This is a genomic window from Rhodonellum sp. (assembly GCF_030656585.1).
Taxonomy (GTDB): domain Bacteria; phylum Bacteroidota; class Bacteroidia; order Cytophagales; family Cyclobacteriaceae; genus Rhodonellum; species Rhodonellum psychrophilum.
The window spans coordinates 31,063-57,145 of the sequence record NZ_JAUSPP010000003.1 but is presented as its reverse complement, the minus strand read 5'-3'; the positions used below and the strand labels follow the sequence as shown (position 1 = coordinate 57,145).

The following is a 26,083-nucleotide window of genomic DNA, read 5'->3' as shown; positions in this document are numbered from 1 at the left end:
ATGAATATTCCTATCAAACAATCGAGGGAATTCCTTCCAAAAGGTCTTATGGAATGGCCATCTTCAGTAGATATCCCATCATCAATGAAGGTCGGGTGTTCGAAACCAGAAGAAACAACGGGGTGATATTCGCAGATATCAAGGTCAATAAAGATACCATCCGCATCTACAATGCCCACCTCGAATCCATGAACATCCCTTCCGAAGGTTTGAATAACATTGAAGGGATCAAAGAAAACTACAGAGAAACACTCAGCAAACTAAAAAATGGACAAGTCATCAGAGCTACGCAATTGGGAGTTTTGATGGAACACATGGAAAACAGCCCATATATAAATCTTTTGATGGGCGATTTCAATGACGTTCCGTACAGCTACACCTATTTCAGCCTGAGGAAAATAATGCGAAACGCTTTTGAAGATGCCGGTAAGGGATTTGGATTTACTTACAATAAGGTTCTTTTTTTCCTTAGAATTGACAATATCTTTTATGACTCAGATCTACAAATCGAACATTTTAAAACCCATCGAGAGGTAGATTATTCAGATCATTATCCAATATCTGCAACTTTCTCCTGGCCAAATAAATTGAGTAAAGAAATTCAATTGGAGGATTGATTGATTTTTGAATCAAAAATTTTCTTCATAGGAAAAAGCAAGATCGGAAGCAACAACAAATCCGAAAGCAAAGCAAAAACAAGGGCCATACTGATGAGAAGACCTGCCAAATAGGTCACCCCAAAATCGCTGAAAATCAAAATTGAAAAACCGGAAACAAGGATGAGCGTCGTCAATATTATAGCCTTCCCTGTTTCCAAATACGTCCTTTTGATCGCATAGAGCAATGACTTTCCCTTTTTCAATTCACTCTGAAGTTTTGTCATAAAATGGATACTGTCATCGACAGCTATCCCAAAGGCCACCGTGAAAACGATGGCAGTGGTCAACTTGAGTTCAATCCCCAAAAGCCACATCACGCCACACATCCAAAGCAATGGTATCACATTGGGCAGGAGCACCAGTAAGGAAATTCTCCAGGACCTGAACAGAAAACCAATGACCAAACCGACCAAAACAAAAGCAATTCCCAAGCCCTTTGCCATCTGATGGGTGATCGTCTCATGACTTTTGTCTATAAGAATCGAGGTTCCGGTAAGTTTGACTTTCAGTAAATCGCTGTTGATTTCAGATTTCAAAAAATCTTCCAATTCTTTTTTTAAAATACTGCTCTTTAAACTTCCCTCATCGGAAGTTCTTGAAGACAAACGTCCCGATTTCCTGTCTTCAGACAATAATTTTAGGCCCGCCTTTTCCAAGGCCATCTCCACATTGGACGATATCAGCAACATTTGACCCGGACTGGGCAAGCGGAATGCATTCACATTCCCACCATTTAGGGCTTTATTTATGTTTTTGACAAGCGTAAGTGGGGAAATTATGGTTCCCACGGAAAATTTATCGTGCAAAAAGGTTTCCAACACCACAATCTCCTCCAAAACTTCCCGATCCAAAAGAGTTTTTGCCTTTTTGCCAACTTCAAGGGAAATCTCCAAAGGTTTGGATCCACCAAACTGGCGGTCAAAAAAATTAAACTCCTCCACCAATTCATGGTCTCGGGGAAGATTATCCAAGAGATAGCCATTGATTTGAAGCTGGGAAATGCCAATCAGAGAGAGGACCGAAACCAGTGCAAATCCGATCACCACCAATTTCCTGTTGGCAAGGGTCAGGAGTAAACTTATCCTAAGACCAATCCTCCAATTTTCAACCCACTTGTCTCTGGACACCGAAGAAAGCGGACCCAACAGATACAACAATCCAGGAGTGATCAAGACCACACTCAAAAACATCAGCAAAACCCCAAGGCCCGTGAATAGCCCAAACATCTTCAGACTCACGGCAGAGGTGGCATACAAAGAAAAAAAGCCAAGTGAAGTCGTTAAAAATGTCAAGAAAATTGCCAGGAAAAGACCAGAAAAAGTGGCGTGAATGGCTTTGTCTTTGGGTAAGCCATTCCGCAATTGGGTCAAGTAGAAAGTGAGATAATGCACCATTGCGCTCAATCCTACGACCAACAATATTGTGGGCTGCATGACCGACATGATGTCAAGTGGTTTTCCGAGCAACATCATGATGGCAGTGGTCCAGGCAATTCCCGTCGCCAAGACAAAAACAGGCACAAGTATTCCCCACCATGTCCTAAAGATAAGGTATAAAACCACGATGATGAGGAGGAATGAAATCCCGAGAAAAAAAGCAAATTCGGCTTGGAGAAGGCTCACAAACTCCCCTTGCGCCTTGATTTTACCTGCTGAATAGTACGTTTCAATACCGGAATTTTCAAGTAATTGCTTGACCGAGCCATATAGCTGATCCCCCTCCTCTTTGGTGATCAACTGTTTGTTTTTTAAAATTATCAGCAAGTAGTCCCCGTCCTTACTAATTAAGTTTTCGGAAAATTGGGGATCCTTCAATACCCTTTCAGAAGTGGTGCTGAGCGTCAGTGGATCGGACCAATCCAGCACCTTTCTTTTCACTATCCCAAAAGGATTGATAATGGATTCTTCCAGATCTAAAATGGAGATGACCCTTTCTGCAAATTCAAGTTTTTTGAGTTCGGATTGAAACAGAGAGGCATTCTCCAAAAAACCCTTTTCAAATATGCCGGAAGAGTTGCCGAGGGCAATCAGCAAATAGTCATTGTCATTTTCAAATCGCTCCCTGAAATCCTGGTAAAAGGCAAGCTCAGGATCATCCGAAGGGAAAAAACTCTCAAAATCATAATCAAAAAGCAGTTGGGGCCTGAGAAGCAACAGCATCAGCGAAATAACCGCCGATAATCCCAATCCCCAAAAAGCCGTCTTTTTTTCAAACATACTTTTTTGTGGAAATATACTGGAAAATAAAGAAATTGTTTTGGCACATCTTCGACAATGTATTTCATTAGTGAAATTTGAAGCAATGTTTTAAGTCGGTATATCCTGAAAATCCCCAAAGTCGGAATTCCCTCTTTTCCAAATCGTACTTATTGACCAATATGTGAAAATCATCTTCCATTTGAACGCCAAACTTTTTATCTTTCGACCTTCAAAACCCCAATCGCTATGAAGCAATACCATGATTTGATGCAGCACATTTTGGAAAATGGTGTGAAAAAAGAGGACCGTACCGGAACAGGGACAATCAGTGTCTTCGGATACCAAATGCGGTTCAACCTTCAAGATGGATTTCCGCTGATCACCACCAAAAAATGCCATCTGAGATCTATCATCCATGAATTGCTGTGGTTTCTGAGCGGGGATACCAATATTCAGTACCTCACCGATAACAAGGTCTCGATTTGGAACGAGTGGGCAGATGAAAATGGGGATTTGGGCCCCGTTTACGGCTATCAGTGGAGACATTGGCCAGATGGAAAGGGAGGGGAAATCGACCAAATCAAAAACCTGATCCACCAAATCAAGACCAAACCCGATAGCAGAAGATTAATTGTCAGTGCTTGGAATGTTGCTGACGTCGACCAAATGGCACTTCCACCCTGCCACTTGTTGTTTCAGTTTTATGTGGCAGAGGGTAAACTTTCCTGTCAGCTTTACCAAAGAAGTGCGGACGTATTTCTTGGGGTCCCTTTTAACATCGCCTCTTATGCGCTATTCACGATGATGGTCGCCCAGGTTTGTGGTCTGGAAGCAGGTGAGTTTGTCCATACTTTTGGAGATGCCCACCTTTACAGCAACCATTTGGAGCAAACAAATCTACAACTCAGCCGGGAACCGAAGCCTTTGCCTACAATGAAAATAAATCCTGAGGTGAAAGACATTTTATCTTTCAAAATAGAAGATTTCGAGTTGACCAATTACGACCCGCATCCACATATCAAAGCCGCCGTTGCTGTGTGATCCTCAGTAGTTTTTGATAACCTGAGTTAATCCAAGAAATACATTCACAATATCCAAATTTCAAAATTCAAACCCTGTTATGCATTCACAATTCAATTTCAGACTGAAATTGAATTGTGAATCAGTCATTTGTTTACAAATTTTGACTTCACCATATTGGCATCAGTCCTTCATTTTCAAAACAGTCTGATTTTCTTTCAATTTCCATCTCATTAAGAAACGGAATCCATATTTCGGGTTTAAGGCTGGCCAAATAAGCTTTCCAAAAAATCGATAGGACTTACCTCAAACACGGAATCTCCAATCCTCTCCAAATAACTTATGCCAGTTACATTGCTGGTGAATACTTTATCAGCTTCCAGGATCGCTTCAGGCCTAAATGCGTCCACAACAATGGGGATTTGAAGTGCATTCAACTTATTCAGGATGATTTTTCTCGCGACCCCTGCAATACCCCCACAAGCAAGGGATGGTGTATAAAACCGGTGATTTTTCAGCCAAAAAACATTGGCAGCACCAGCTTCTGAAACGAATCCATCGGTGGAGAGTAAAATCACTTCATCCATTTCTTTCTGCCGCCGTTCCCTGTTGGCCATTACATAAGTGAGCGCATTCAGGGTTTTGCAATGACTCCAAGGGGAAAAGGGTACCTGGATGGAATCGCTGATGTATCCATTTTTTTTGATTTTAACCGGAAGGGCGAAGGCCTGAATCTGGAGAACCTCAGAAATCATGTCGGTTTCAGGTGTGTATTTTCCCAAACCATTTCTAAACACATTCCATCTAATTCTTAAATCGGTGACCGTTCCAAATTTTTCGGCAAGCAGTTTTTCCAATTCAGGAATGGAAGTAAGTGTGGAGCTGTCCAATCCCAAAGTCCCACAGCCTTCTGTCAACCTTTCCCAGTGCATTTCGGAAAACCGGATTTTTCCTCTCAAAAAAGCCATGGTCTCAAACAATCCATCCCCAAATAAAAATCCCCGATTCAGCATCTGGGGAGTTTCTTGAATCCAAGGATTCCCTTTTTCTTTAAACCAAACGATTGACTCAAAACCGAACATTGTATTGTTCATTATTGAACATAAATTAAATATGTATTCCTATCATGCATTTAAATTTACTTAAATTATCTAAATAATAGTCCTTAATTTGCAAATCAAGGGCTAAAAACTAATCTGTTGATATTAAAATTGTTACTTTAGCACCATAATTGAAATAATTTTAAGCTATGGGCGGAAAAAGCAGTGTATTTGATATGATAGGACCTATTATGATAGGCCCCTCTTCTTCTCACACCGCGGGCGTAGTCAGGATAGCAAGGTCAGCCATAAGGGTTCTCGGGGGAAAGCCAGATCATGCCGAAATCACTTTCTACAATTCTTTTGCGAGAACTTATGAGGGCCACAGCAGTGACAGGGCCATCATTGGGGGTTTGCTGGATTTCAAAACCGATGACCCAAGGATCAAACAAGCTTTGGACCTGGCCAAAGAGTTTGGTTTGACTTATAATTTTAAGTCAATTGGAAATGCCTCGGTCTATCACCCCAACACCATTAAATTATCCCTGACCAAAGGGGAACAGAAAGTAGAAATCATTGGCGAAAGTTTGGGCGGGGGACTGATCAATATCGCAGAATTGGATGGATTTTCGGCTAATTTTTCGGCACAGTCCCATACCTTGATCATCAAGGCCAAAGATGAGTCCGGTGCGATTGCCTTTATCTCCAGTGTGATTGCCCAAGAAAAAACAAACATCGCCACGATGTCGGTGTCCCGGAAAGGAAAACATGATGTGGCATGTCATGTTATCGAAATGGATTCTGGCCTCAATCCCATCACGATCACTTACCTTAAAAGCTTGCCCTGGATCAAAGAATTGATTTACATTCCTGAAATTGATTTATAAAAATGAAGAAAAACTACTTTTATTGTTCCCTCTTATTTCTTTTTTTTGGCATCAAGGCCGAAGCGCAAGAAATAAACATCACAGCATTGGACCTCGAAACCTGCATTGAGGTAGCTTTGGAAAACAACCTTACCCTGAAGCGAAGTCAGATTAATTTAGGTATTTCTGAAGCCAATCTTTTGGAAAGTCAAGGTCAAAGGCTGCCTTCACTGAATACCGGGGCAAGCTCAGGTTACCGATGGGGAAGATCCATCAACCCTGTGACCAACCTTTTTGAAAACAACAGGATTGGTAACATTAACTTATTCGCCAATTCCAATCTAACGCTTTTTGCTGGCCAGCAGATCAACAACAGTGTCAGGCAATCCAAAGTAAACATTGAAGCTGCCAAGTTCGATGTTTTGGCAACAGAAAACGACATTTCCCTGAACGTAATCAATCTGTTCATCAATGTGGTTTTTGGAAAAGAGCAATTGAAAATCGCTGAAAACCAATTGAATTCTACAAAGGAGCAGTTGTCGATCACTTCCAAATTGGTGGATGCGGGCTCACTTCCCTTGGCAAATAGATTGGATCTGGAATCGCAGAATGCGACCAATCAATTGGAAGTCATCAATGCGACGAATAACCTTAGGATCTCCAAACTGAACTTGGCCCAAGCCCTACAGATCCCCTTTGATGAAGACCTAGATGTCATCTCCCCGGAATTGGAGGCCGAGTCCTTCGATGTTCCAGAAAATAATGTGAATGAGATTTTCTCTGTTGCATTGGAAACCATGCCACAAATTAAGGCTGCCGAGTTAAACTTGGAAAGTGCAGAATATGGAATCAGAATTGCAAAGGGTGCTTTTTTACCTACATTAGGAATCGGTGCCAATATCTTCTCCAACTATGTAGATCAGGCAATTCCAGGATTTGATATCCCTTCTTTCAGTACCCAAATCGAAAATAATCTTTCACAGGCGGCAAACATCCAGCTCAATATCCCTTTATTTTCAAACTTTAGAAACAGAGCAGGATTACAGCGCGCCAGATTGCAAAAGAACCTAAGCGAAATCCAACAAACAGAGACCAAAAACTTATTGCGTCAGGACATTGAAACTGCTTACACCGGTGCATATGCCTCTAGGCAGTCTTACCAAGCCTCACAGGTAAGAGTTTCCTCTTTACAGGAATCGTTCCGTATTGCGCAACAGAGATTTGATGCCGGCGCTATCAATTCCGTGGATTTCCAGATTGCCCAAAACAATTTGTTCAATGCGCAGGCAGATTTGATCACATCAAAATACACCTATATCTTTAGAGTAAAAGTTCTAGATTTTTACCTGGGTAATCCCCTTAATTTATAATTTACAATCATGGCTAAGAAAAAGTCCAACAAACTCATTTACATCCTTTTAGGGGTAGTAGTAATTGTCATCCTTTTTGCGGTTATCGGAAGATCAGCCGGTTGGATAGGTGGTGAAAAAGAGATTAGTGTAGAAACCGCAAAGGCGAAAAAAGCAAGTATCATCGAAAAAGTCAGTGCCTCGGGTGTGGTAGAACCAGAAACCGAAGTAAAAATGAGTCCTGATGTGGCGGGTGAAATCATCACCCTCAATGTAATGGAAGGCGATTCGGTGAAGGCCGGAGACCTTTTGGTGAAAATCCGACCAGACAATTTTATCTCTGCCTTGGACAGAAGCCGGGCAAACCTCAACCAACAAATGGCTAACATGGCGCAGGCCAAAGCCAACCTAAAGCGGTCTGAAGCTCAATTCACAAGAGCCGATTTGGAGTTCAAAAGAAACGAGAAACTGCACAAGGACAAGGTTATTTCAGACTCGGATTTTGAACAAATCCAGTCAAATTTCCTGACTGCCCAAAACGATCTCGATGCTGCCCAGCAATCCGTTTTGGCGGCGGAATACATCGTGAAAAGTTCGCAGGCTACCGTCAACGAGGCATCAGAAAATCTTCGACTTACCAATGTTTATGCTCCCATGAATGGTGTGGTTTCAAAACTTTTGGTTGAAAAAGGAGAAAGGGTAGTTGGAACACAACAGATGGCCGGAACAGAAATGTTGAGGTTGGCTGACCTTACCAGAATGGAAGTACGGGTAAATGTCAATGAAAACGACATTATCAGAATTAGCTTGGGGGATACCACTGTCATTGATGTGGACTCCTATTCTTCTTCTGCCAAGAAATTCACGGGAATTGTAACATCCATAGCCAATTCGGCAAACACAAAAGCCAGCCAGGATGCTGTGACGGAGTTTGAGGTAAAAATCAGAATTCTTAATGAGTCCTATACAGACCTCATCACTGAAAAAAACAAATATCCATTTAGACCAGGAATGACCGCTAGTGTCGATATCATTACACAGAAAAAGAACAATATCCTTTCTGTCCCCCTGGCTGCAGTCACCACAAGAGAGGATCAAAAAACAGAGGCTGAGGGCGGTATTACCAAATCAAAAGAATTGATTTTTGTGGTTGAAAACGGAAGAGCAAAGATGAAAGAAATCAAAACCGGAATTTCCGATTTTGACAATATTGAAGTGCTTGAAGGAATTGCGGAAGGCGAGGAAGTCATTTCAGGACCCTATTTTATTGTCAGCAAACAAATCAAAGACAATGACCCTATCAAGGTAGAAAAACCAAAGGAGGTTGAAAAGAAAGACTGATCACTTATATAAAAAGTGGACTTAAAGGCTCAAAATCAATGTATTTTGTTGTCTTATCATTCAAAATCCAGCCAAAAAAAGAATCCAAGACGATTGTCTTGGATTCTTTTTTTGGCTTTGTAATCCTTTTTATTTGAAAAAAACCGCAAAGCTGCGTTTCAAACAAACCTAAAGAAGGAAAATAGGTGTTGCCAAATCCGTATTTCGGACTTTTTAGATTCTAAATCGTCCCAGTTATTCAGGACATGTCCAACATGGGAATTATAGAACAACTATCCAACAGCCCCCAAAGGGGATTCGGCATTCTATTGTCCCCAAAGGCTAAGTTCTTTGTAAACCCTGTGGACTGGCAATCCCATCACTGTGTAATAAGAACCTTCGATCTTATCAACCGCTACAAAACCAATCCACTCCTGTATGCCGTAAGCACCCGCTTTATCGAAGGGTTTGTATTTTTCGATATAATATTGGATCTCAAGTTCCGTGATTGGCTTGAAATACACTTTTGCAATGTCCTGAAAAGTAAGAATTCTCTCCTTATCCATCAAAGTAACCCCGGTAATGACCTCATGGGTCCTGTTTGAGAGTGCTGTCAGCATCTCGAATGCTCCTTTCGCATCTGCGGGTTTGCCCAAGATTTCATTCCCCAAGACAACGATCGTGTCCGCTGCAATGACCAACTCACCTTCCTGCAATTCTTCCGCAAAAGCCAGGGCTTTTTTCTCCGACAAAAACCCAGCTACTTCCCCAACAGGCATTTCTGAAGGGAAATCTTCCTCGGTGTCCTTTGTTTTTATTACAAACTCCAGCCCAAGCCCTCTTAAAAGCTCACTTCTTCGGGGTGATTTGGAGGCCAATATTATTTTTTTATCAATCAATGGTATCATTTTGAAATACTTGATAAGGAAATTTAAACTCAGATTCCTCAATGGATGCAAAAAGCAACCCTGAAAGAGATTTTGGATAGAAGTACGTGGATTTTTGAGGCATGGTTTGACCGCTTTTGCAGACGTCCAAAACTTGGGTCATGGCCACTTCCTTAGTGATCACGGAAAAAGAAGCCTCCCCTGAATTGACTTTACCCAAGCACCGTCTCAAATTTCTTTCGTATTCAATTTGATTGGAGTACCGCTGTTCTTCCAAAGGTATCCCAAGCACTTTATCCACCAGAAAATAATGAATGATCATCAAATCCAGTTCCCTTACGGTTGAAGGAAAGCGGTCTGGCATTTCATTTATTTTTTCGGGGATCAAGCGGATTTTATAGGCATTCTTTGAAAAAACCAAGCCAAAAGCCCATTTCTTTTGAAGGATCAATTCCTCAATTTCACCTACATCATTGAGCTTTTTGATAATAAACCATGGGCGTAATTTTTCCAATATTTCAGTTTCCTCCATTTCAATCTGGGAAAAGATCCTGTGCGTAGGCAAAATCCTAAGGTCTTTGGAATGGGCGTTGGTCAAGTACATCATGTGAAAATTATACCCTTCGCTACCCGAATGATCCGGATTGTTTGAGGCCATCTCTTTTCTATATGCTATGGCTCCTTCAAAACGGTGATGACCATCTGCGAGAATAATCTGCCTCTCTCCGATCACCTGCATAAATTCCTTGATAATTTCCGCATCATGGATCACACCTAAAACTTCCCTTACCCCTTGATAGTCATCAAAGTCATAAATGGGATCCTCTATGGCTTTGTCCATATAAGGTTCCAACTGGTGAAGTGGGTCCTCATACAAGCCATGGGTGGGACTCGCCTGAAACTGGGTGGCTTTGAGCAATTCTATCCTATCATTGACAGCTTTTGGGATGGTATCTTCGTGCCTGAGCACGATTTTCTCTTCCCAATCGCAGGCCTTGGTCTGGGCAATAAAACCCTTTCGGCAACTTTCCTTTTCTTCGCCAGGCAATCTGAAATACTGATAATACACATAAATACCAGGAAGCTGATCCTGGACGATAACCCCCTTTGTCTTCCAATCAAGAAGAACCTCTTTTGCATGCAAAGCGGGTTCTTCCCCCAATGGAACGGACAAGTGGATACTGTTATAGGGATTTTCATAAAGTGCCTCCCTTTGGAGCTTGGAAACCACATCAAACAAAGGAGATGTCAATTCCTCAATCCTGTCGGTAAACCTTTCATGGTATCTCCAACCTTTAATCGGTAATATCTCCGCCATCAGATCAATCTGTTTTTCCAATTCGAAGATTTCTGGACATCACCATTTTGGGAATTCACCATTCTAAGGCTTTTTTTCTTTTTTTCAAACCTATCCACAGCAAAGGCCGCCAACAAGGAGAGTTCTTGATCGGAGAATATAGGATTGAGTTTTTCAGGTGTGAAATATTTTTCAACAAACTTAGTGTCGAAATCCCCGCTTTTGAATTTCTCATGCTGAAGCACAAAACTGCAAAAAGCCAAAGTCGTTTCTATTCCGGTGATTTTGTATTCTTCGATCGCTCTGATCATTCTTTCAATCGCTTTCTCCCGACTCTCATCATGTGTGACGAGCTTTGCGATCATGGGATCGTAGTAGATCGGAATATCCATCCCCTGCTCAAAACCATCGTCAACCCGAATTCCAGGTCCCTGGGGACGGATATAGGTTTCAAGTCTTCCAATGTCTGGCAAGAAATTATTCCTTGGATCTTCGGCATACACCCTGACTTCTATCGCATGTCCATGGATATGGAGGTCTTCTTGGGTGAAGGACAAAGGATACCCTTCGGCGATCAGGATCTGTTCTTTGACCAAGTCTTTGCCTGTGATCATCTCTGTCACTGGATGCTCGACCTGAAGACGGGTATTCATTTCAAGGAAATAGAATTTCAATTGTTCGTCAACAATGAACTCAACCGTCCCAGCACCATAATAATTACAGGATCTGGCCACTTGGACTGCAGCCTCTCCCATGGCTTTTCTCATTTCCGGAGAAACAACAGCGGAAGGTGCCTCCTCTATAATTTTCTGATGGCGCCTTTGGACAGAACACTCCCTTTCGAATAAGTGAACGATGTTCCCATGTTGATCTCCCAGAACCTGGATTTCAATATGTTTTGGAGAGGTGATGTATTTTTCGATAAATACGGCTCCGTCTCCGAAAGAAGACTGTGCTTCAGAAATGGCTCGGTGCATCTGGTCTTCGAATTCCCCTTCATTCTCGACTACACGCATTCCTTTCCCTCCACCGCCTGCGCTGGCTTTGATCAATATGGGATAACCGATTTCGAATGCACGTTCTTTGGCTGCTGGAATATCGGAAATCGCCTCGTCTGTGCCCGGCACCATGGGAATGTCATATTGGGAAACAGTGCTTTTTGCTGCCAATTTGCTCCCCATCACCTCAATGGATTCGGGAGATGGCCCAACGAAAATGATTCCTGCATTGGTCACTTTTCTGGCAAAATCCGCATTTTCGGATAGAAATCCATACCCGGGATGAATGGCATCTACCTGGAGAGATTTGCATACCGCTATGATTTTGTCTCCCAAAAGGTAGGATTGCGCGGAAGCAGGTGGTCCCAGACAAACTGCTTCATCGGCGAATTTGACATGAGGGGCATCTCTATCGGCTTCACTGTAAACTGCAACCGTTTTAATTCCCATTTCCTTGGCCGTCCGCATGATCCTGAGGCTAATTTCACCACGGTTGGCCACCAAAAGCTTTTTTATTTTTTTCATACTTGGGTTTATACCTTTCCTAAAACATTGTTTCGTACGAATTAAATAAAATTAACCCAGTATCCGAAAGAATTTCTGAAATGGACAGGGAATATTGCACCGTTGATCAAAAAGTATTACTTTTGGCTGTTTTAGTGGGAGATTTTAGTATTAAAAAAAAATATAAAACATAAACGTTTTAAAGCTTTGGATTTATTCAAAAAATTGCAAACCAACCTTGGCCCATTGGGCAAGCATTCGGAATTATCAGAGGGATATTTCACTTTCCCTAAATTAGAAGGGGAAATTTCTCCAAGAATGAAGTTCAAGGGGAAAGAAGTATTGACTTGGAGTCTCAATAATTATCTTGGCCTTGCCAATCACCCCGAGGTGAGAAAAGCTGATGCTGATGCAGCCGCGAAATGGGGTGCTGCCTACCCTATGGGTGCCAGGATGATGTCTGGTCAAACAGATCTACATGAGCAACTCGAAACCGAATTGGCTGATTTTGTCGGAAAAGAAAAGTCTTACCTGCTCAATTACGGCTATCAAGGTATTATGTCAGTGATCGATTCCCTTCTTGACCGAAAGGACGTCGTCGTGTATGACAGTGAATGTCATGCTTGCATCATAGATGCCTTGAGGATGCATTTGGGCAAGCGCTATGTGTTTCCCCACAATGATATCGAAAGTTGCGAAAAGCAGCTGCAAAGAGCGACAAAACTAGCCGAAGAGACTGGCGGTGGGATTTTGGTCATCACCGAGGGTGTTTTTGGAATGACCGGAGATCAGGGAAAACTTGCCGAAATCGTAAAACTGAAAGAAAAATATGATTTTAGATTTTTGGTGGACGACGCACATGGCTTCGGTACTATGGGAAAAACGGGAGCTGGCACTGGCGAGGAACAAGAGATTCAGGATGGAATTGACCTTTATTTCTCCACATTTGCAAAGTCAATGGCCTCTATTGGCGCCTTTATTGCAGGTGATGCCAATGTGATCCTTTATCTAAAGTACAACATGCGTTCGCAAATCTATGCAAAGTCGCTTCCCATGCTATTGGTGGAGGGTGCTTTGAAGAGACTTGAAATGCTCAGAACCCAGCCTGAATTGAAGGAAAACCTTTGGAAAATCGTAAGGGCTTTGAAATCCGGATTGATCGAAAAGGGCTTTAGTATCGGGAAATCAAATTCTCCAGTGACTCCAGTCGTCTTGAATGGCACTGTAGGTGAAGCCGCAACCTTAAGTAAAGACCTGAGAGAAAATTACAACATATTTTGTTCTGTGGTGATTTACCCAGTAATCCCTAAGGGCATGATTATCTTAAGATTAATTCCGACCGCAGTTCATTCTTTGGAAGATGTTGCTGAAACTATTGTTGCTTTCGAAGCAGTAAAGGAAAAGTTGACCAGCGGATTTTATAGAACTTCAGAGCTTGCAGTGTCGTTTGGAGAATAAAAAAAATTGAAAAATGCCGTTATTCTGTTGTTTTATAAACATTTTAACTATATTCAACGGGAAATTAAACTTATCATCAACCTTAAAATTAATTTTTATTATGAGCAAATTCAGTGAAATTAAAGACCTTGTAATGGGCCTTGAAGATGACTTCGAGAAATTCTATGAGAAGAACAATCAAGCAGCCGGTACAAGAGTAAGAAAAGGAATGCAAGACCTTAAAAATTTGGCGCAGGAAATCCGTAAGGAAGTCCAGGACAAGAAAAATACCTAATAATAAAAAAAAGGTGACCATCGGCCACCTTTTTTTTTTATTATTTTTTGGGAATATCCACAGAAACTTCCTGTTTGTTGTTTTCCCTATTTATATCTGCCAATCTCATGCTCGGGTCTATTTCTACACTTTTGATATCCGAGATTGGTCTCCCAATACTGACTTCCGTTGAATAATCCGTCCAAGGCCACCTTTGGGTTAGGATTCTTTTTGGCTTACCGGCCTCTTCTGGCTTAGATCCCCTCTGAATCACCAATGGCATATACACCATCTCCTGGCTTCCATCCTGATAGGTCACGACCACATCCAATGGCATTGGCATCAAGCCTATTCTTTCCAGTGTGATTTTGGTATTGTTCCCATCAGCTTCCACAGCTTTGACGCCGTAATCAATGGTTTTGGTAGATCCAATGAAATAATCATAAAACCAATCCAATTCCAGACCACTTTCCTTCTCCATTACACGAACGACATCAATCCCGGTGGGATGCTTGAACTTCCATTCGTTCCAAAGTCGCAACATGGCTTTGTCAAAATTTTCTTTCCCGATCAAGTATGTCATTTGCTCTATGAAGACGGCTCCTTTTGTATAGGTGGCCGCACCGTAGGCGGAATTGAGGTTATAATGATCACCATGAGTCGTCAGTGGCTCCTCATTGCCTGACTTGGCCAATCGGAAATACGATCTATAATTGCCTTCCTGAACAAAACCAGGATCTTTTTCAAAAACCGCATCCATGACCACACTGGTACCCCAAGTCGTGAAACCTTCATCCAGCCAAGGTTCTGAAGATTCGTTGAAACCCAAAACCCCATAATACCAGCTATGGATCAATTCGTGAACAGTGACACCCACCAAGCTTCTTAAATTTCGGTTTCCTGTGATCAATGTTGCCATGGGATACTCCATCCCACCATCTCCACCTTGGATCACCGAATACTGATCATATGGGTATTTGCCCGAATGTTCACTCATGTACTGGATCGCAGCTGTGGTGTATCCTTTTAACTTGCTCCAGTTTTCTTCAGTTTTCTCACTTTTTACATAAAGAAAATGAACCATCGGACCATTTTCCATTTGCACTTTTTCGTGTGTGTATTTAGGATCTGCTGCCCATACAAAATCATGCACATTCGGGGCAATGAAATGCCATGTATGCGTAGCACCACTGACCGGCTTCACTTTTACACCCTTGTCCTCATAACCATACCCGATTTCATTTGCATTTTGTAGGTATCCAGTTCCTCCAAGGATGTACGTTTTGTCAATTGTGATTTTCACATCAAAATCTCCGAAATTACCATAAAACTCTCGGCCGATATAAGGATTGGCATGCCAACCTCTTCTGTCGTATGCGGCCATTTTAGGATACCACTGTGCCATCGAGTAGCGAATCCCTTCCGCATTGTCCCTGCCCGATCGCCTAACCTGTAAAGGCGCCTGCCCCTCAAAATCCATATCAAAAATCACCGTACTCCCGGGAAGAATCGGATCCAACAGGTCGACCTCCAAAATGGTCTCCACGTGCTCAAATCTCACGGGTTTCCCGTTCATCTTCAAAGTAGTGATTTCTAAAGATCCAATTTCATCGGGACCAAGATTTTTGATCCTTTCGCCAACTCTTCTATCGGGATCAGCGATAGTCCTGGAACGCACATCCATCATGCTGTTAGGCTGGAAAGCATTGTTGAACAGGTGATAAAAAACCCTTTCCAAGGTATCGGGAGAATTGTTGGTATAATGGAGCTTTTGGGTCCCCTTATACTGGTTTTTGACCACGTCCATGGTCACATCCATTTCATAAATCACTTTTTGTTGCCACCTGTCCGCTTGTGCAGAAGCAGCAGTAAACAATCCTGTCAGGACAATCACCCATACAGGCATCCAAAATTTCTTGATCATAAATCCTTTTATTTGTGTTTTTAAAATTAAGACAAAAAACACCGCCAACCCAAACCGTTAATCAAATTAGAGGGAAGATCTCTTCAGGTATGCCAATTTCCAAAAAATACGCAGTCTAATATTTGATCGGATTGCTGTTCAACTGATGTTGCGCATTTCCAATTTTATTCAGTGCTGAAATAGTTTGCCCCATTTCATTCATTACCAATTCTATTTCTTTCAATAATTACCTGGTAATCATTCAGTTGTTCTCAATTTTTGAGTTCACCACATGGTCACTACACCTTATTTCCAATTCGTCTGATTTTCTTGCAGTTTCAACTCATTGGGAAACCCAATACCCAATTGGGGTTCAATGGGCATCTCCATTTTTATTGCGGTCATTGGCCTTGGTTTCCGCTGACTGGGAAACCCAGAAAAATCCAATCGAAATTTATCCCCAATTTTTTAGACAAAACATGGGTCCGTGCGCTCAAAAAAGCCATTTATTCATTGATATTCAAAAAAGCAGGATTTGCTTTTTTGAGAAGTGAAAGGGAGATCAGGTAATAAAAAAACCAGCCAAATGGCTGGTTTTTTTATTACCTATTATCATAGTGTAATTCATAATACTTTTGATAATCACCCGAGGTGACGTTGTTCAGCCATTCCTCGTTTTCAAGGTACCAATCAATAGTTTTGGTAATTCCTTCCTCGAATTGAAGACTGGGTTCCCAACCCAGTTCTCTTTGGATTTTGGTGGCGTCGATGGCATATCGGTGATCATGACCTGCACGATCCGTTACATAGGTGATCAATTTTTCGGAACTCCCTGCTTCTCGTCCAAGTTTTTCGTCCATCTTCTGGCAGAGCAACTTTACGATATCGATGTTTTTCCATTCATTGAATCCCCCCACGTTGTAGGTTTCGCCGGGTTTCCCTTCGTGAAACACCATATCAATCGCCCTTGCATGATCCACCACATAAAGCCAATCCCTGATATTCTCTCCTTTACCATAAACGGGAAGTGGTCTGTTGTTTTTGATATTGTGGATGCAAAGAGGGATCAATTTTTCCGGAAATTGATTGGCGCCGTAATTGTTGGAGCAGTTGGTGATGACAGTTTTCAATTTGTAAGTATTGGCATAGGCCCTTACAAAATGATCCGAAGATGCCTTTGAAGCAGAATATGGGGACTGGGGATCATAAGGCGTCGTTTCGGTAAAAAAGCCACCGTCTTCGAGTGAGCCGTATACTTCATCCGTGGAAACATGGTAGAATAAATGATCATCATAGTTTTTCCAATAAGCTTTGGCCACATTGAGAAGATTGACCGTACCGATCACATTTGTCCTTACAAATGCCAAAGGGTCCGTGATTGACCTGTCCACATGGGACTCGGCGGCCAAGTGGATGACATCCGTGACATTATGTTTTTCGAAAACGAACTTTAAATCCTCCTCTTTCAGGATATCTACCCTTTCAAATCGGTAATTGGGTGCATTTTCGACTTCTTTTAGATTTTCGAGATTACCCGCATAGGTCAGTAAGTCCAAATTGATAATGTTGTAATCCGGATATTTTTCAACAAAAAGTCTGACAACGTGGCAACCGATAAAACCTGCGCCACCTGTGATTAAAATTGATTTTTTCATTGTTTAATTGTTAAACCCACAGATTTTTTTGATTTATTTAAAACATGCACTTGGAAGAGATTGAATGTTTTTTTAACCAATTTCAATCTTCCGGTGAAGCCAAATGGATTTTCTGGATGAATTTATTTTATTCCCCTGATTTGTTGTAGAATTTGTTGTACCACTCCACAAATGCAGCAACACCATCTTCGACCGAGGTTGCTGGTTTGTAGCCGGTATCCCTCACCAAATCAGACACATCCGCAAAGGTCGCTGGCACATCCCCTTGCTGTAAAGGCAACATGTTTTTTTCCGCAACTTTCCCTACTGCCTTTTCCAAAGCCCCAATGTAATCCATCAATTCGACTGGATTCGAGTTTCCGATGTTGTAGATTTTATAAGGTGTGTAAGAACTTCCCGGATCTGGATTTTGACCTGTCCAATCTGGATTTGGTTTGGCTGGTCTGTCCGCTACCCTGATAATCCCCTCGACGATGTCATCGATGAAGGTAAAGTCCCTTTTCATTTTTCCATGGTTGAAAACCTGGATAGCTTCTCCTTTGTTCATCGCTTCTATGAATAAAAACAGAGCCATATCGGGTCTTCCCCAAGGTCCATAAACCGTAAAAAAACGAAGTCCCGTCGTGGGAATCTGGAAGAGATGACTATAAGTATGGGCCATCAATTCGTTGGATTTTTTGGTGGCGGCATACAAGCTTACCGGATGATCTACATTGTGTGAGGTAGAAAATGGCATATTGGTGTTTGCCCCGTACACGGAGCTGGATGATGCATACACAAGATGTGTAAGAGGATATTTCCTGCAAGCCTCCAAGATATTGAGGAATCCCTGAATATTGGCAGCGATGTAGGCATCTGGATTGGTGAGGGAATACCTCACACCAGCTTGGGCAGCAAGATGAATCACTACATCGATCTTTCCGTTTTCAAAAATATCCATAAGGACCTCCTTGTTGGCAAGATCCATTTGGACAAAAGTGTATCCTGAAAAAACAGTGGATTTAACAGGTTTGTTGAATGCCAATTCAGACCGGTCGATCCCTGCAATTTCCAAGCGTTTGTACTTAAGATCCACATCGTAGTAATCGTTGATAATATCCAAACCAATCACTTCCTCACCTCTTTTGAGCAACTGTTGTGCTACGTGAAAACCGATAAATCCGGCTGTGCCGGTCACAAGATATTTCATTTTTTATCTGATATTAAAGTCTTAATTTTTTAAAGCAAAGTAATCAAATTCACGGAAAATTTGAAACCTAATCCAATGCATCTGCATTTAGGCGTTGATAATTTTCCAAAATTAGTTGGTGTATTCTTGGCCTGGAGTATTTGTGTGTTACTTCCAGATAAAGATTATCTGCAAGTACCTGTAAATCATCTCTTTTGACAAATGAAAATTCCAATGCTTCTTTTAGGATTTCAACGTTTTTGGCCGGAAAAATCAATCCAGTCTCTCTTTGGGTGACCACATCAATATTCCCGATAATGTCGGAACAAATCACAGGCAATTGCATCGCAGCCGCTTCCAATAAAACATTGGGGAAGCCTTCACGGTGGGATGCATGGACCAACACATCAGACAAAGCCATATAATGCGCCACGTGATCGGTCCATTCTACATGAACAATTCGAGGATGGTCTTGAATCTTTCTCACTATTTCTTCATCCAAGGGATTGAGTTGTTGTTCAAAACTTCCCAAAAGAACCAATTTAGACTGATTTACGATTTTAGAATCCAAAAAAGCAGTCACTAATTGTTCAATGCCTTTGTCCCGCACCAATCTACCCACAGCAAGTATAATGAAATCATTCTCTCCTGGCATGATGCGCATAGTCGCTGCAATGAGATGGTTTTCGGCTAGCGCTCCCCTATTGAATTTCTCCAAATCCACACCATTGGAAGAACCCTCTCCTATCACCTTGATTTTTTGGGAATCCAAAAGTTTTTCCTCCAAAATAAACTTCATCAGCGATTGCGAATTCGACCAAACTTCGGTGGCCCAATGAAAAGTAAGTTTTTCCATTGCGATGAGAATCTTTTTTCTCTGCTTGTCCGCCACCATATAGGGCATTCCCGCTACGGTATGCACCCTTATCTTCACACCTGCAAACTTGGCTGCAATCATTGACAACAAGCCTGCTTTTGGGGTATGGGAATGAACAATATCAGGTTTTTCTTTTTTGAACAACCAGTACAGTAACCATAAACAATAGATATCTTGAAAAATAGTGATTTTTCTGGTGAAGGGAATTACTTGATGCGGACAACCTTCTCGTTTGACCACCTCATTGACTTCTCTTCCGTCAGCACTGACCATCAAAACGTCAAACCCGGACTCCTTCATAAACTTCATCTGTCCTGCCAACAAAAGTTTCAATGACAGTGGGACAGTTGTGACCCGAATTAATTTTGGCATTAATTTTTTTTATTTTTAAAAGTCAAAGATAACTTTTTATTGTTTCGATTGGGCTTCCTATTTGAAAAAAGCCAGAATAAAGTAACTTGAAAACAAGCAGAATTGGCTTTTTTATCCTTTCATAATTCCTTTTTGAGGATGCATGTTTTCAAGCAAACACCAAATACCTTGCCCATTTTCCCTCCCTAAACCTTAAAAAATTTAATTTAGATTGAGGATAGTTATTGGGAAAGCCCCCTTTGCCTGAAACAATTGGCAACCTGACTTATTTTTAAAACTTAATCCAAATCAAGAAGCAATTTTCTGCCATTTATTCAAAAAATCAGCAATCTTATTTACCTTTAGACAATTGTAAATCCCTTTTATTAAAAATTCACCATGTTGAAGGACATAAAAATCGCCATCATTGGATGTGGAAATCTTGGGACCTCCATTGTGAACGGCCTATTGGAGCAAGCTGATTTTCAACCACAAAACCTCCATGTTACCAAAAGGAATCCCGAGAACCTGTTATATCTCCAAGACAAGGGAGTTAGGGTTCATTCTGACAACCTGATTGCTGCCCAGGAAGCTGATTTGGTGATTTTGGGGGTCAAACCTTATAATGTATCCGCAATCCTAAGGGAAATAAAACCAGCATTGGATCCTAATAAACAAGTCATTATTTCCTTGGCAACGGGCATCACTTTGGACGAGATGTATACCGTTTTGGATCCTCAAACGACTGTTTTCAGAGCGATGCCGAATATTGCAGCGGATATACAGGAATCTGTCACCTGCATATGTGGACGCAACCAGTCCGAATCAAGTGAAGAAAAAGTGAAGCAACTTTTCAACAGCATTGGTTTTTCCATCACCATCGATGAAGGGTTGATGGAAGCGGCAACCATCCTCGGCGCCTGCGGGATTGCCTATGTCTTGCGTTTCATGCGGGCGATGATCCAAGGGGGGATACAGATCGGATTCGATGCCAAAACCGCCAGTAAGATCGTCAACCAAACCGTAAAAGGTGCCGCTGAGCTGATGATTCAGAAACAGATTCATCCCGAAGAAGCCATAGACAAAGTCACCACACCAAAGGGATGTACCATTGTCGGCCTCAATGAAATGGAGCATCAAGGTTTCAGTGCAGCCATGGTTAGGGGGATTCTGGTTTCATTTGAAAAAATCGAAAAAAAATAAGGGGAAAAGCTTGAAGATAATCCCAAAGGGGAATCTTAACAATCGACACGTTGCAGGGCTTTGACTATCTACCTGTGGAGACCCTCCAGAAGATATTCTATACTAAAACACCCTTCATTTAAGGCCATATTTAGCCAAAAATGAAGGGTGTTTTCCAATTCAGAGGAAACCAGCTCCATGATTGAACCTGGATCTATATCCCCCAGTATCCTTAAGGGAAAATCCCCAAGTCGGTATAACTGATGGCAATTCTTTCGAGTGCAAGGATAAAACCTGCTGTCCTCAAACTTTTAATGTTTTTGTCTTTGCGGGTTTTGTTCATGCTGTGGTAAGCCGCAACCATGGTGTCTTCCAGTCCAGAAATAACCAAATCCCTTTCTGAGGCACCTGAAATCAAACCTTCCTTTTCGTCATCCGTGAAACTTTCCCCTGTGGCATTTTCTATGGTAGACATCAGTTTCCTGTATTTCTCCATGTCATACCTTTTTTCCAATTTACCGAAAGAAACCCTTGAGAGATTCTTTAGCCATTCGAAATAAGAAACGGTTACACCGCCAGCATTGAGATACATGTCGGGAATGACCATTACCCCATTTTCCAAAAGGATATTGGAAGCTTCTTGTGTGACAGGTCCGTTGGCCGCTTCGCCGACGATTTTTGCCTGGATTTTAGATGCATTTTCTTTGGTAATCTGATTTTCCAAAGCTGCTGGCACCAAAATATCACATGGATAAATCAGGAGTTCTTTGCTTTCTTTTATAAATTCTCCTCTGGAATACCCCTTAAAACCCTTGTTTTTTGTTTGGTATTCTTTGAGGGATTTCACATCGATTCCTGCCTCATCCCATATCCCCCCATTCCATTCTGCGACACCGACTATTTTGGCACCTGCTTCCCGCAAATACAGCGCTGAATGGTATCCTACGTTTCCAAAACCCTGGATGATGATATTTTTACCCTTTAGCCCCGTTGTCAATCCTAGCTCTTTCATGTCTTCCTCCACTCCAACGGCTTCTCGGATACCGATATATACCCCCATACCGGTGGCTTCGTTTCTTCCCTCAATCCCATGTTGGGAAAGTGGTTTACCGGTCACGCAGCCTTTGGCATTGATCAATTCCGGATTGAAAGCTTCGAAAGTATCGACGATCCAAGCCATTTCCCTAGCACCTGTTCCATAATCGGGTGCGGGCACGTCAATGGCAGGACCTATAAATTTCTTTTTGATCAATTCCGAGGTATATCTTCTGGTGATCCGCTCCAATTGGTTGGCATTGTATTTCAAGGGGTCCATGCGTACCCCTCCTTTTGCTCCACCAAAAGGGATATTGACCAGCGCACATTTATAGGTCATCAAGGCTGCCAATCCTTTGACTTCATCCTCATTGACATGCTCACTGTATCGGATTCCTCCTTTTACAGGAAGTTTGTGATGGGAATGTTGAATCCGATAACCTGTAAGGGTTTCATAGGTTCCGTCATCATTGCGAAGTGGGAAATTAAACTTGTAAATGCTATTGCATTGCTTGATTTGATTCAAAAGGCCGGGGTGTAAATCCATGTGTCTGGCAGCCTCATCCACAAAACCACATACATCATCAAATAAGCTATACTCGGTTTTTTTGGTCATAAAAATATTCGTTTAGATTAAACGTGAATTTACTAATCATTCTCTTCAATACGAATTTTATGGTAGATTGATATTTTTTTTAACCCCTTCCAATTGGCCTTCAATCAAAAAAAATATGGACATGTAGATCAGAAGTATTTATTCACCCATTCCAACAACCAAAAAACAGAATATTATTTTGTGTTTTGGGCCGAATATCGTGTTAAAACTTAAACCAAAAAAATGAAAATCAATATATACCCTCCTTGATTAGTTTTACTGGCGTATAATTCTTCCATCCTCCATCTCGATGATTCTGTCTGTTGCTGCGGCGAAATCTTGATCATGTGTGACAATCAAGAGCGTCTGATGAAACTCCTGGGTCAATTCCTTGAAAATACTGAATACGATATCTCCATTTTTTTTATCCAAATTTCCAGAAGGTTCGTCTCCCATAATGATCAAAGGGTCATTGATCAGTGCCCGAGTGATGGCTACACGCTGCTTCTCCCCGCCCGAAAGTTGATTGGCCTTTTTCAATGCATGCCCTTGCATCCCAAAAATCTTCAGCTTTTCCATCGCCCGATGTTCCAATTCCTCTCTGGAATATTTCCCAAGTTTCAGCCCGGGGATCATCACGTTTTCCAACACGGAAAATTCATTCAACAAATAATGGAATTGAAAAACAAACCCTATCTTTTCATTTCTGATTTTCGAATGGTATTTTTGAGACTTGGTGTTCATCTCTTCCCGATCGATAAAAAGTGCCCCCTCATAATCCGTATCCATGGTGGAAAGAATATAGAGCAATGTGGACTTCCCACAGCCCGACTTCCCAACCACAGACACGAATTCTCCCTTTGAAATCTGAAAAGTCACCTCCTTTAAGACCTGCGTTTTTTCGGGACTGAAGAAATACTTATTGATTCCTTTGGCTTCAAGTACGATCTCTCCTTTCATGATTATTTGCCTCTGATGATGTCTACGGGATCGACTGAACTGGCTTTTCTTGCGGGAAAATAACCTGCAAAATAAGTAGTCACCAAGCCAAAAACCCCGCCGATTAGGTAATATTTTGGATTAAAATCAACAGGAAAAGTCTTAATGGTCGGCAACGCTTCTGTTTCAAAAGGAATCCTTTCGATGCCCAAACCTGCCAAAAACCCCAAGATCAAACCTGCGCCTCCCCCTACAAAGCCTATAGTCAAGGCAATCGCGATAAATATATTGTTCACATCCCTCCCCGAAAAACCGATTGCCTTTAGAATGGCTATCGTATCCATTTTCTCATATATCATCATGTTCAGGATATTGTAAATCCCAAATCCAGAGACGATCAACAGGGTGATTCCAACTGCATAGCTGATCAATGTCCTGATCCTTGTGCCTGTTTCAAATTGCGCATTGACAGTCTGGATATCATCCGCATCGATGCCAAAAACATCTCGATATTCCCTGGCCATGGAAGGAGCTAAAGCCAAGTCCTTTAGCTTCACCTGAACATCCGTAATATAGGAAGCTGTTTCGCCCAACATTTTTTGGGTCGTTGCGATGGAAGCATAACTTTGGACATTATCCAGATCTCCCAATCCTGATTGATAGTAGCCAACCACCTTTAATTGTATTCTGTTGCCTTGGGCGGTAGTGGCTTGGATGACATCTCCGATTTCGGCCATCATTCTATCGGCAGCTCCTTTCCCCAAAATAATGCTGTTTGCCGTGTTTTTTAGATCAATGTAATTTCCTGCCGTGACGTAATCCTGAAAGAAGAAAAGATCGGCTTCAGCTTCGACGTCAATTCCATTGATTACACCTGTAATGTTGATGGTGCCAACATTGTAAAAAACCTGTGCTGATATTTTTGGGGCTACCCCCAAAACCCGGGGATCCTCCTGGAGCGTCTTGACAATGGCTTCATTGTTATGGATACTGATGCGACTGGCACTGGGTTTTATCGACCGAATAATATTATAGTAATCCCCAAATTCCTCGGATTGGTCTATGGGTTGATTCGGGTTGGGTTTGACTTCATTGTAAAACCGGATATGGGGAGTTCTATTCAATATCAACCCGTCAAGCATGGTATTCAATCCATTCATAAACCCCAGCAATGCCACGAACATGGTAAGACTGAAGGTCACCCCTACTGCAGCTACCGTAGTTTGCTTCAACCTCGCCAACATCAGCGATTTTGCGATTTCCAATGTAAGAGAAATTTTCATTTTTCCACCTTGATTACTTGGTCATTCTCTCCCAAACCTTCCAGGATTTCCGCCTTCTGAAAATCCCTGAGCCCCAATACCACCGCAACGGTATCCCCATCTGACTTGATCGCGTAACGGTCCCGATAAATATAACTCCTGGGCAGCGTGAGTGCATTTTCTTTGGATTGGATCAATATATTTGCCTCAAGGGTAAGGTTCGGGTAAAGCACCGCTGGCTTTCTGACGAATTTCCCCTCAACTGTGAAACTTTTGCTGTTTTGATCCATAAGGGGATTGATTTGACTGATCATTGCCTCAAATGTTTCCCCACGGTAACTGTCCATACTGACAAGGATCTTTTGGCCGACTGCCACTTTCACGATATCATATTCATCCACCTGCATTTCGATAACAAATTCCCGATCACTCCCAATCACCGCCAAAGGGGTTTGAATCCCCACCATTTCCCCCTTTTCTCGGAGTAGGGCATAAATTCTACCCTTGACCTTGCTTCTCAAAATAAAATCACTTTCAAGCACTTTGGATATTGCCAAGTTTTTTGATGCGTTTTTATCATTGAAATCAATCTGCCTCTCTTGGTCCTCGTATCTTAGCAATGAAGATTGATATGCGGTTTGGCTATTGTCAAATGCTAACTTTCGTTGCTCTAGCTCTATCAAAGACCCAATGCCCCTTTCATGAAGCCGCTGCTGTCGAACCCACAGAAGCGAATCATTCTGCAGCCTGTTTTTGGCGAGTTGGATATTGATTTCCAAATCCTTCAATTTAGATTGGTTGGTTTTTCGATCTGCAAATAGCCTTGCCAATTCGGCATTTTCCCGATTTAGCTTGGCTGATTCGTTATAAATGGCAAGGATTGGAGTACCAACATCCACGCTATCCCCTTCCCGCACGAATATTTCTTGGATCAATCCACTTGCATTGGCATAAGCCTGATATTGGTTTTGGCTTCGAACAATTCCAGATGCATAAACGGATTCAGAAATATGTTCTCTCTTGGGATTGGTTTTCTGGGAGGAATTTCCACAGGACGATAAGAGAAAAATCAACAAAAAACAGGAAACTAGTGTCGGTTTCATGGGTTTTTAGTTTTACCAAAAATAATCTTAACCGTCACTAAAGTACAAGTTTTTCATGTCTAAATTGGCATTCCTCCAGAAAAATAACAGCAAGATATTGCCGATCAAAACAAATCAAACCCATCACAAAAGCAAAAATTAATTTCTGCTTTTGTGATGGGTTG

General features: G+C 41.8%; 21 protein-coding genes. 8 read left to right on the top strand and 13 right to left on the bottom strand.

What is annotated here, in order from left to right:
• Positions 1 to 617: endonuclease/exonuclease/phosphatase family protein (locus Q7J63_RS00350; protein WP_304883501.1), on the top strand; the 617-nt coding region annotated here is incomplete at its 5' end.
• Here Q7J63_RS00350 and Q7J63_RS00345 read toward each other — a convergent pair.
• The gene (locus Q7J63_RS00345) at positions 602 to 2,875 is read right to left on the bottom strand and encodes an RND family transporter (protein WP_304883500.1); all 2,274 of its coding nucleotides are present in this window, start codon (positions 2,873 to 2,875) and stop codon (positions 602 to 604) included. The genes Q7J63_RS00350 and Q7J63_RS00345 overlap by 16 nt on opposite strands.
• 228 nt (positions 2,876 to 3,103) lie before the next feature.
• Between Q7J63_RS00345 and Q7J63_RS00340 the strand changes: the two genes are divergently transcribed.
• The gene (locus Q7J63_RS00340) at positions 3,104 to 3,898 is read left to right on the top strand and encodes a thymidylate synthase (RefSeq protein WP_019599489.1); all 795 of its coding nucleotides are present in this window, start codon (positions 3,104 to 3,106) and stop codon (positions 3,896 to 3,898) included.
• 239 nt (positions 3,899 to 4,137) lie between these two features.
• Here the strand turns inward: Q7J63_RS00340 and Q7J63_RS00335 are convergent, their stop codons facing one another.
• Positions 4,138 to 4,971: an aminotransferase class IV gene (locus tag Q7J63_RS00335; RefSeq protein ID WP_304883499.1), complete on the bottom strand. Its 834-nt coding sequence runs from the start codon at positions 4,969 to 4,971 to the stop codon at positions 4,138 to 4,140.
• 155 nt (positions 4,972 to 5,126) lie between these two features.
• On the opposite strand from Q7J63_RS00335, the gene sdaAB reads away from it, so the two are divergent.
• The 3 genes from sdaAB to Q7J63_RS00320 are packed head-to-tail and all read left to right on the top strand — an operon-like array spanning position 5,127 to position 8,473.
• Positions 5,127 to 5,804, top strand: coding sequence for an L-serine ammonia-lyase, iron-sulfur-dependent subunit beta (gene sdaAB / locus Q7J63_RS00330; protein WP_304883498.1), 678 nt, complete (start codon positions 5,127 to 5,129; stop codon positions 5,802 to 5,804).
• A gap of 2 nt (positions 5,805 to 5,806) precedes the next feature.
• The gene (locus tag Q7J63_RS00325; RefSeq protein ID WP_304883497.1) at positions 5,807 to 7,153 is read left to right on the top strand and encodes a TolC family protein; all 1,347 of its coding nucleotides are present in this window, start codon (positions 5,807 to 5,809) and stop codon (positions 7,151 to 7,153) included.
• 9 nt (positions 7,154 to 7,162) lie between these two features.
• Positions 7,163 to 8,473: an efflux RND transporter periplasmic adaptor subunit gene (locus tag Q7J63_RS00320; RefSeq protein WP_304883496.1), complete on the top strand. Its 1,311-nt coding sequence runs from the start codon at positions 7,163 to 7,165 to the stop codon at positions 8,471 to 8,473.
• A 305-nt stretch (positions 8,474 to 8,778) separates the two neighbouring features.
• On the opposite strand, the gene Q7J63_RS00315 is transcribed toward Q7J63_RS00320, so the two are convergent.
• Genes Q7J63_RS00315 through accC form a run of 3 tightly spaced genes read right to left on the bottom strand, consistent with a single transcriptional unit; the run spans position 8,779 to position 12,159 of the window.
• Entirely contained in the window at positions 8,779 to 9,360 is a 582-nt protein-coding gene (locus Q7J63_RS00315) for a Maf family nucleotide pyrophosphatase (RefSeq protein ID WP_304883495.1), read from the bottom strand.
• Complete coding sequence (locus Q7J63_RS00310) at positions 9,344 to 10,657, bottom strand: DUF1015 domain-containing protein (RefSeq protein WP_304883502.1); 1,314 nt, start codon at positions 10,655 to 10,657, stop codon at positions 9,344 to 9,346. The genes Q7J63_RS00315 and Q7J63_RS00310 overlap by 17 nt, the downstream gene beginning before the upstream one ends.
• A complete protein-coding gene (gene accC, locus Q7J63_RS00305) occupies positions 10,657 to 12,159 on the bottom strand; it encodes an acetyl-CoA carboxylase biotin carboxylase subunit (protein ID WP_304883494.1) in 1,503 nt (500 codons plus the stop codon). The genes Q7J63_RS00310 and accC overlap by 1 nt, the downstream gene beginning before the upstream one ends.
• 186 nt (positions 12,160 to 12,345) lie before the next feature.
• Between accC and Q7J63_RS00300 the strand changes: the two genes are divergently transcribed.
• Positions 12,346 to 13,596, top strand: a complete 1,251-nt coding sequence (locus Q7J63_RS00300; protein WP_026333808.1) for an aminotransferase class I/II-fold pyridoxal phosphate-dependent enzyme — start codon at positions 12,346 to 12,348, stop codon at positions 13,594 to 13,596.
• Positions 13,597 to 13,696: 100 nt separating this feature from the next.
• Positions 13,697 to 13,870 carry a histone H1-like protein gene (locus Q7J63_RS00295; protein ID WP_019599500.1) on the top strand — a complete coding sequence of 58 codons (174 nt, stop codon included), beginning with the start codon at positions 13,697 to 13,699 and terminating at the stop codon, positions 13,868 to 13,870.
• Positions 13,871 to 13,910: 40 nt separating this feature from the next.
• Here the strand turns inward: Q7J63_RS00295 and Q7J63_RS00290 are convergent, their stop codons facing one another.
• From Q7J63_RS00290 to Q7J63_RS00275, 4 genes are all read right to left on the bottom strand, one after another.
• Positions 13,911 to 15,773, bottom strand: a complete 1,863-nt coding sequence (locus Q7J63_RS00290) for a M1 family metallopeptidase (RefSeq protein WP_304883493.1) — start codon at positions 15,771 to 15,773, stop codon at positions 13,911 to 13,913.
• A 581-nt stretch (positions 15,774 to 16,354) separates the two neighbouring features.
• Entirely contained in the window at positions 16,355 to 17,407 is a 1,053-nt protein-coding gene (gene rfbB / locus Q7J63_RS00285; RefSeq protein WP_019599505.1) for a dTDP-glucose 4,6-dehydratase, read from the bottom strand.
• A 127-nt stretch (positions 17,408 to 17,534) separates the two neighbouring features.
• Positions 17,535 to 18,596, bottom strand: a complete 1,062-nt coding sequence (locus Q7J63_RS00280; protein ID WP_304883492.1) for an NAD-dependent epimerase — start codon at positions 18,594 to 18,596, stop codon at positions 17,535 to 17,537.
• Between the two features lie 67 nt (positions 18,597 to 18,663).
• On the bottom strand, positions 18,664 to 19,824 hold the full coding sequence (locus tag Q7J63_RS00275) for a glycosyltransferase family 4 protein (protein ID WP_019599508.1): 1,161 nt from the start codon (positions 19,822 to 19,824) through the stop codon (positions 18,664 to 18,666).
• A 378-nt stretch (positions 19,825 to 20,202) separates the two neighbouring features.
• Here Q7J63_RS00275 and proC point away from each other — a divergent pair, with 378 nt between their 5' ends.
• Entirely contained in the window at positions 20,203 to 21,006 is an 804-nt protein-coding gene (gene proC / locus Q7J63_RS00270) for a pyrroline-5-carboxylate reductase (protein WP_019599509.1), read from the top strand.
• 211 nt (positions 21,007 to 21,217) lie between these two features.
• Here the strand turns inward: proC and Q7J63_RS00265 are convergent, their stop codons facing one another.
• From Q7J63_RS00265 to Q7J63_RS00250, 4 genes are all read right to left on the bottom strand, one after another.
• Positions 21,218 to 22,636 (bottom strand): Glu/Leu/Phe/Val dehydrogenase, encoded by a 1,419-nt coding sequence (locus Q7J63_RS00265; protein WP_019599510.1) that lies wholly within the window; start codon positions 22,634 to 22,636, stop codon positions 21,218 to 21,220.
• 255 nt (positions 22,637 to 22,891) lie between these two features.
• Complete coding sequence (locus Q7J63_RS00260; RefSeq protein ID WP_019599512.1) at positions 22,892 to 23,575, bottom strand: ABC transporter ATP-binding protein; 684 nt, start codon at positions 23,573 to 23,575, stop codon at positions 22,892 to 22,894.
• A gap of 2 nt (positions 23,576 to 23,577) precedes the next feature.
• Positions 23,578 to 24,837, bottom strand: coding sequence for an FtsX-like permease family protein (locus tag Q7J63_RS00255; RefSeq protein WP_019599513.1), 1,260 nt, complete (start codon positions 24,835 to 24,837; stop codon positions 23,578 to 23,580).
• Positions 24,834 to 25,919, bottom strand: a complete 1,086-nt coding sequence (locus tag Q7J63_RS00250; RefSeq protein WP_019599514.1) for an efflux RND transporter periplasmic adaptor subunit — start codon at positions 25,917 to 25,919, stop codon at positions 24,834 to 24,836. Before Q7J63_RS00250 ends, Q7J63_RS00255 begins: the two co-directional genes overlap by 4 nt.
• Between the last annotated feature and the right edge of the window lie 164 nt (positions 25,920 to 26,083).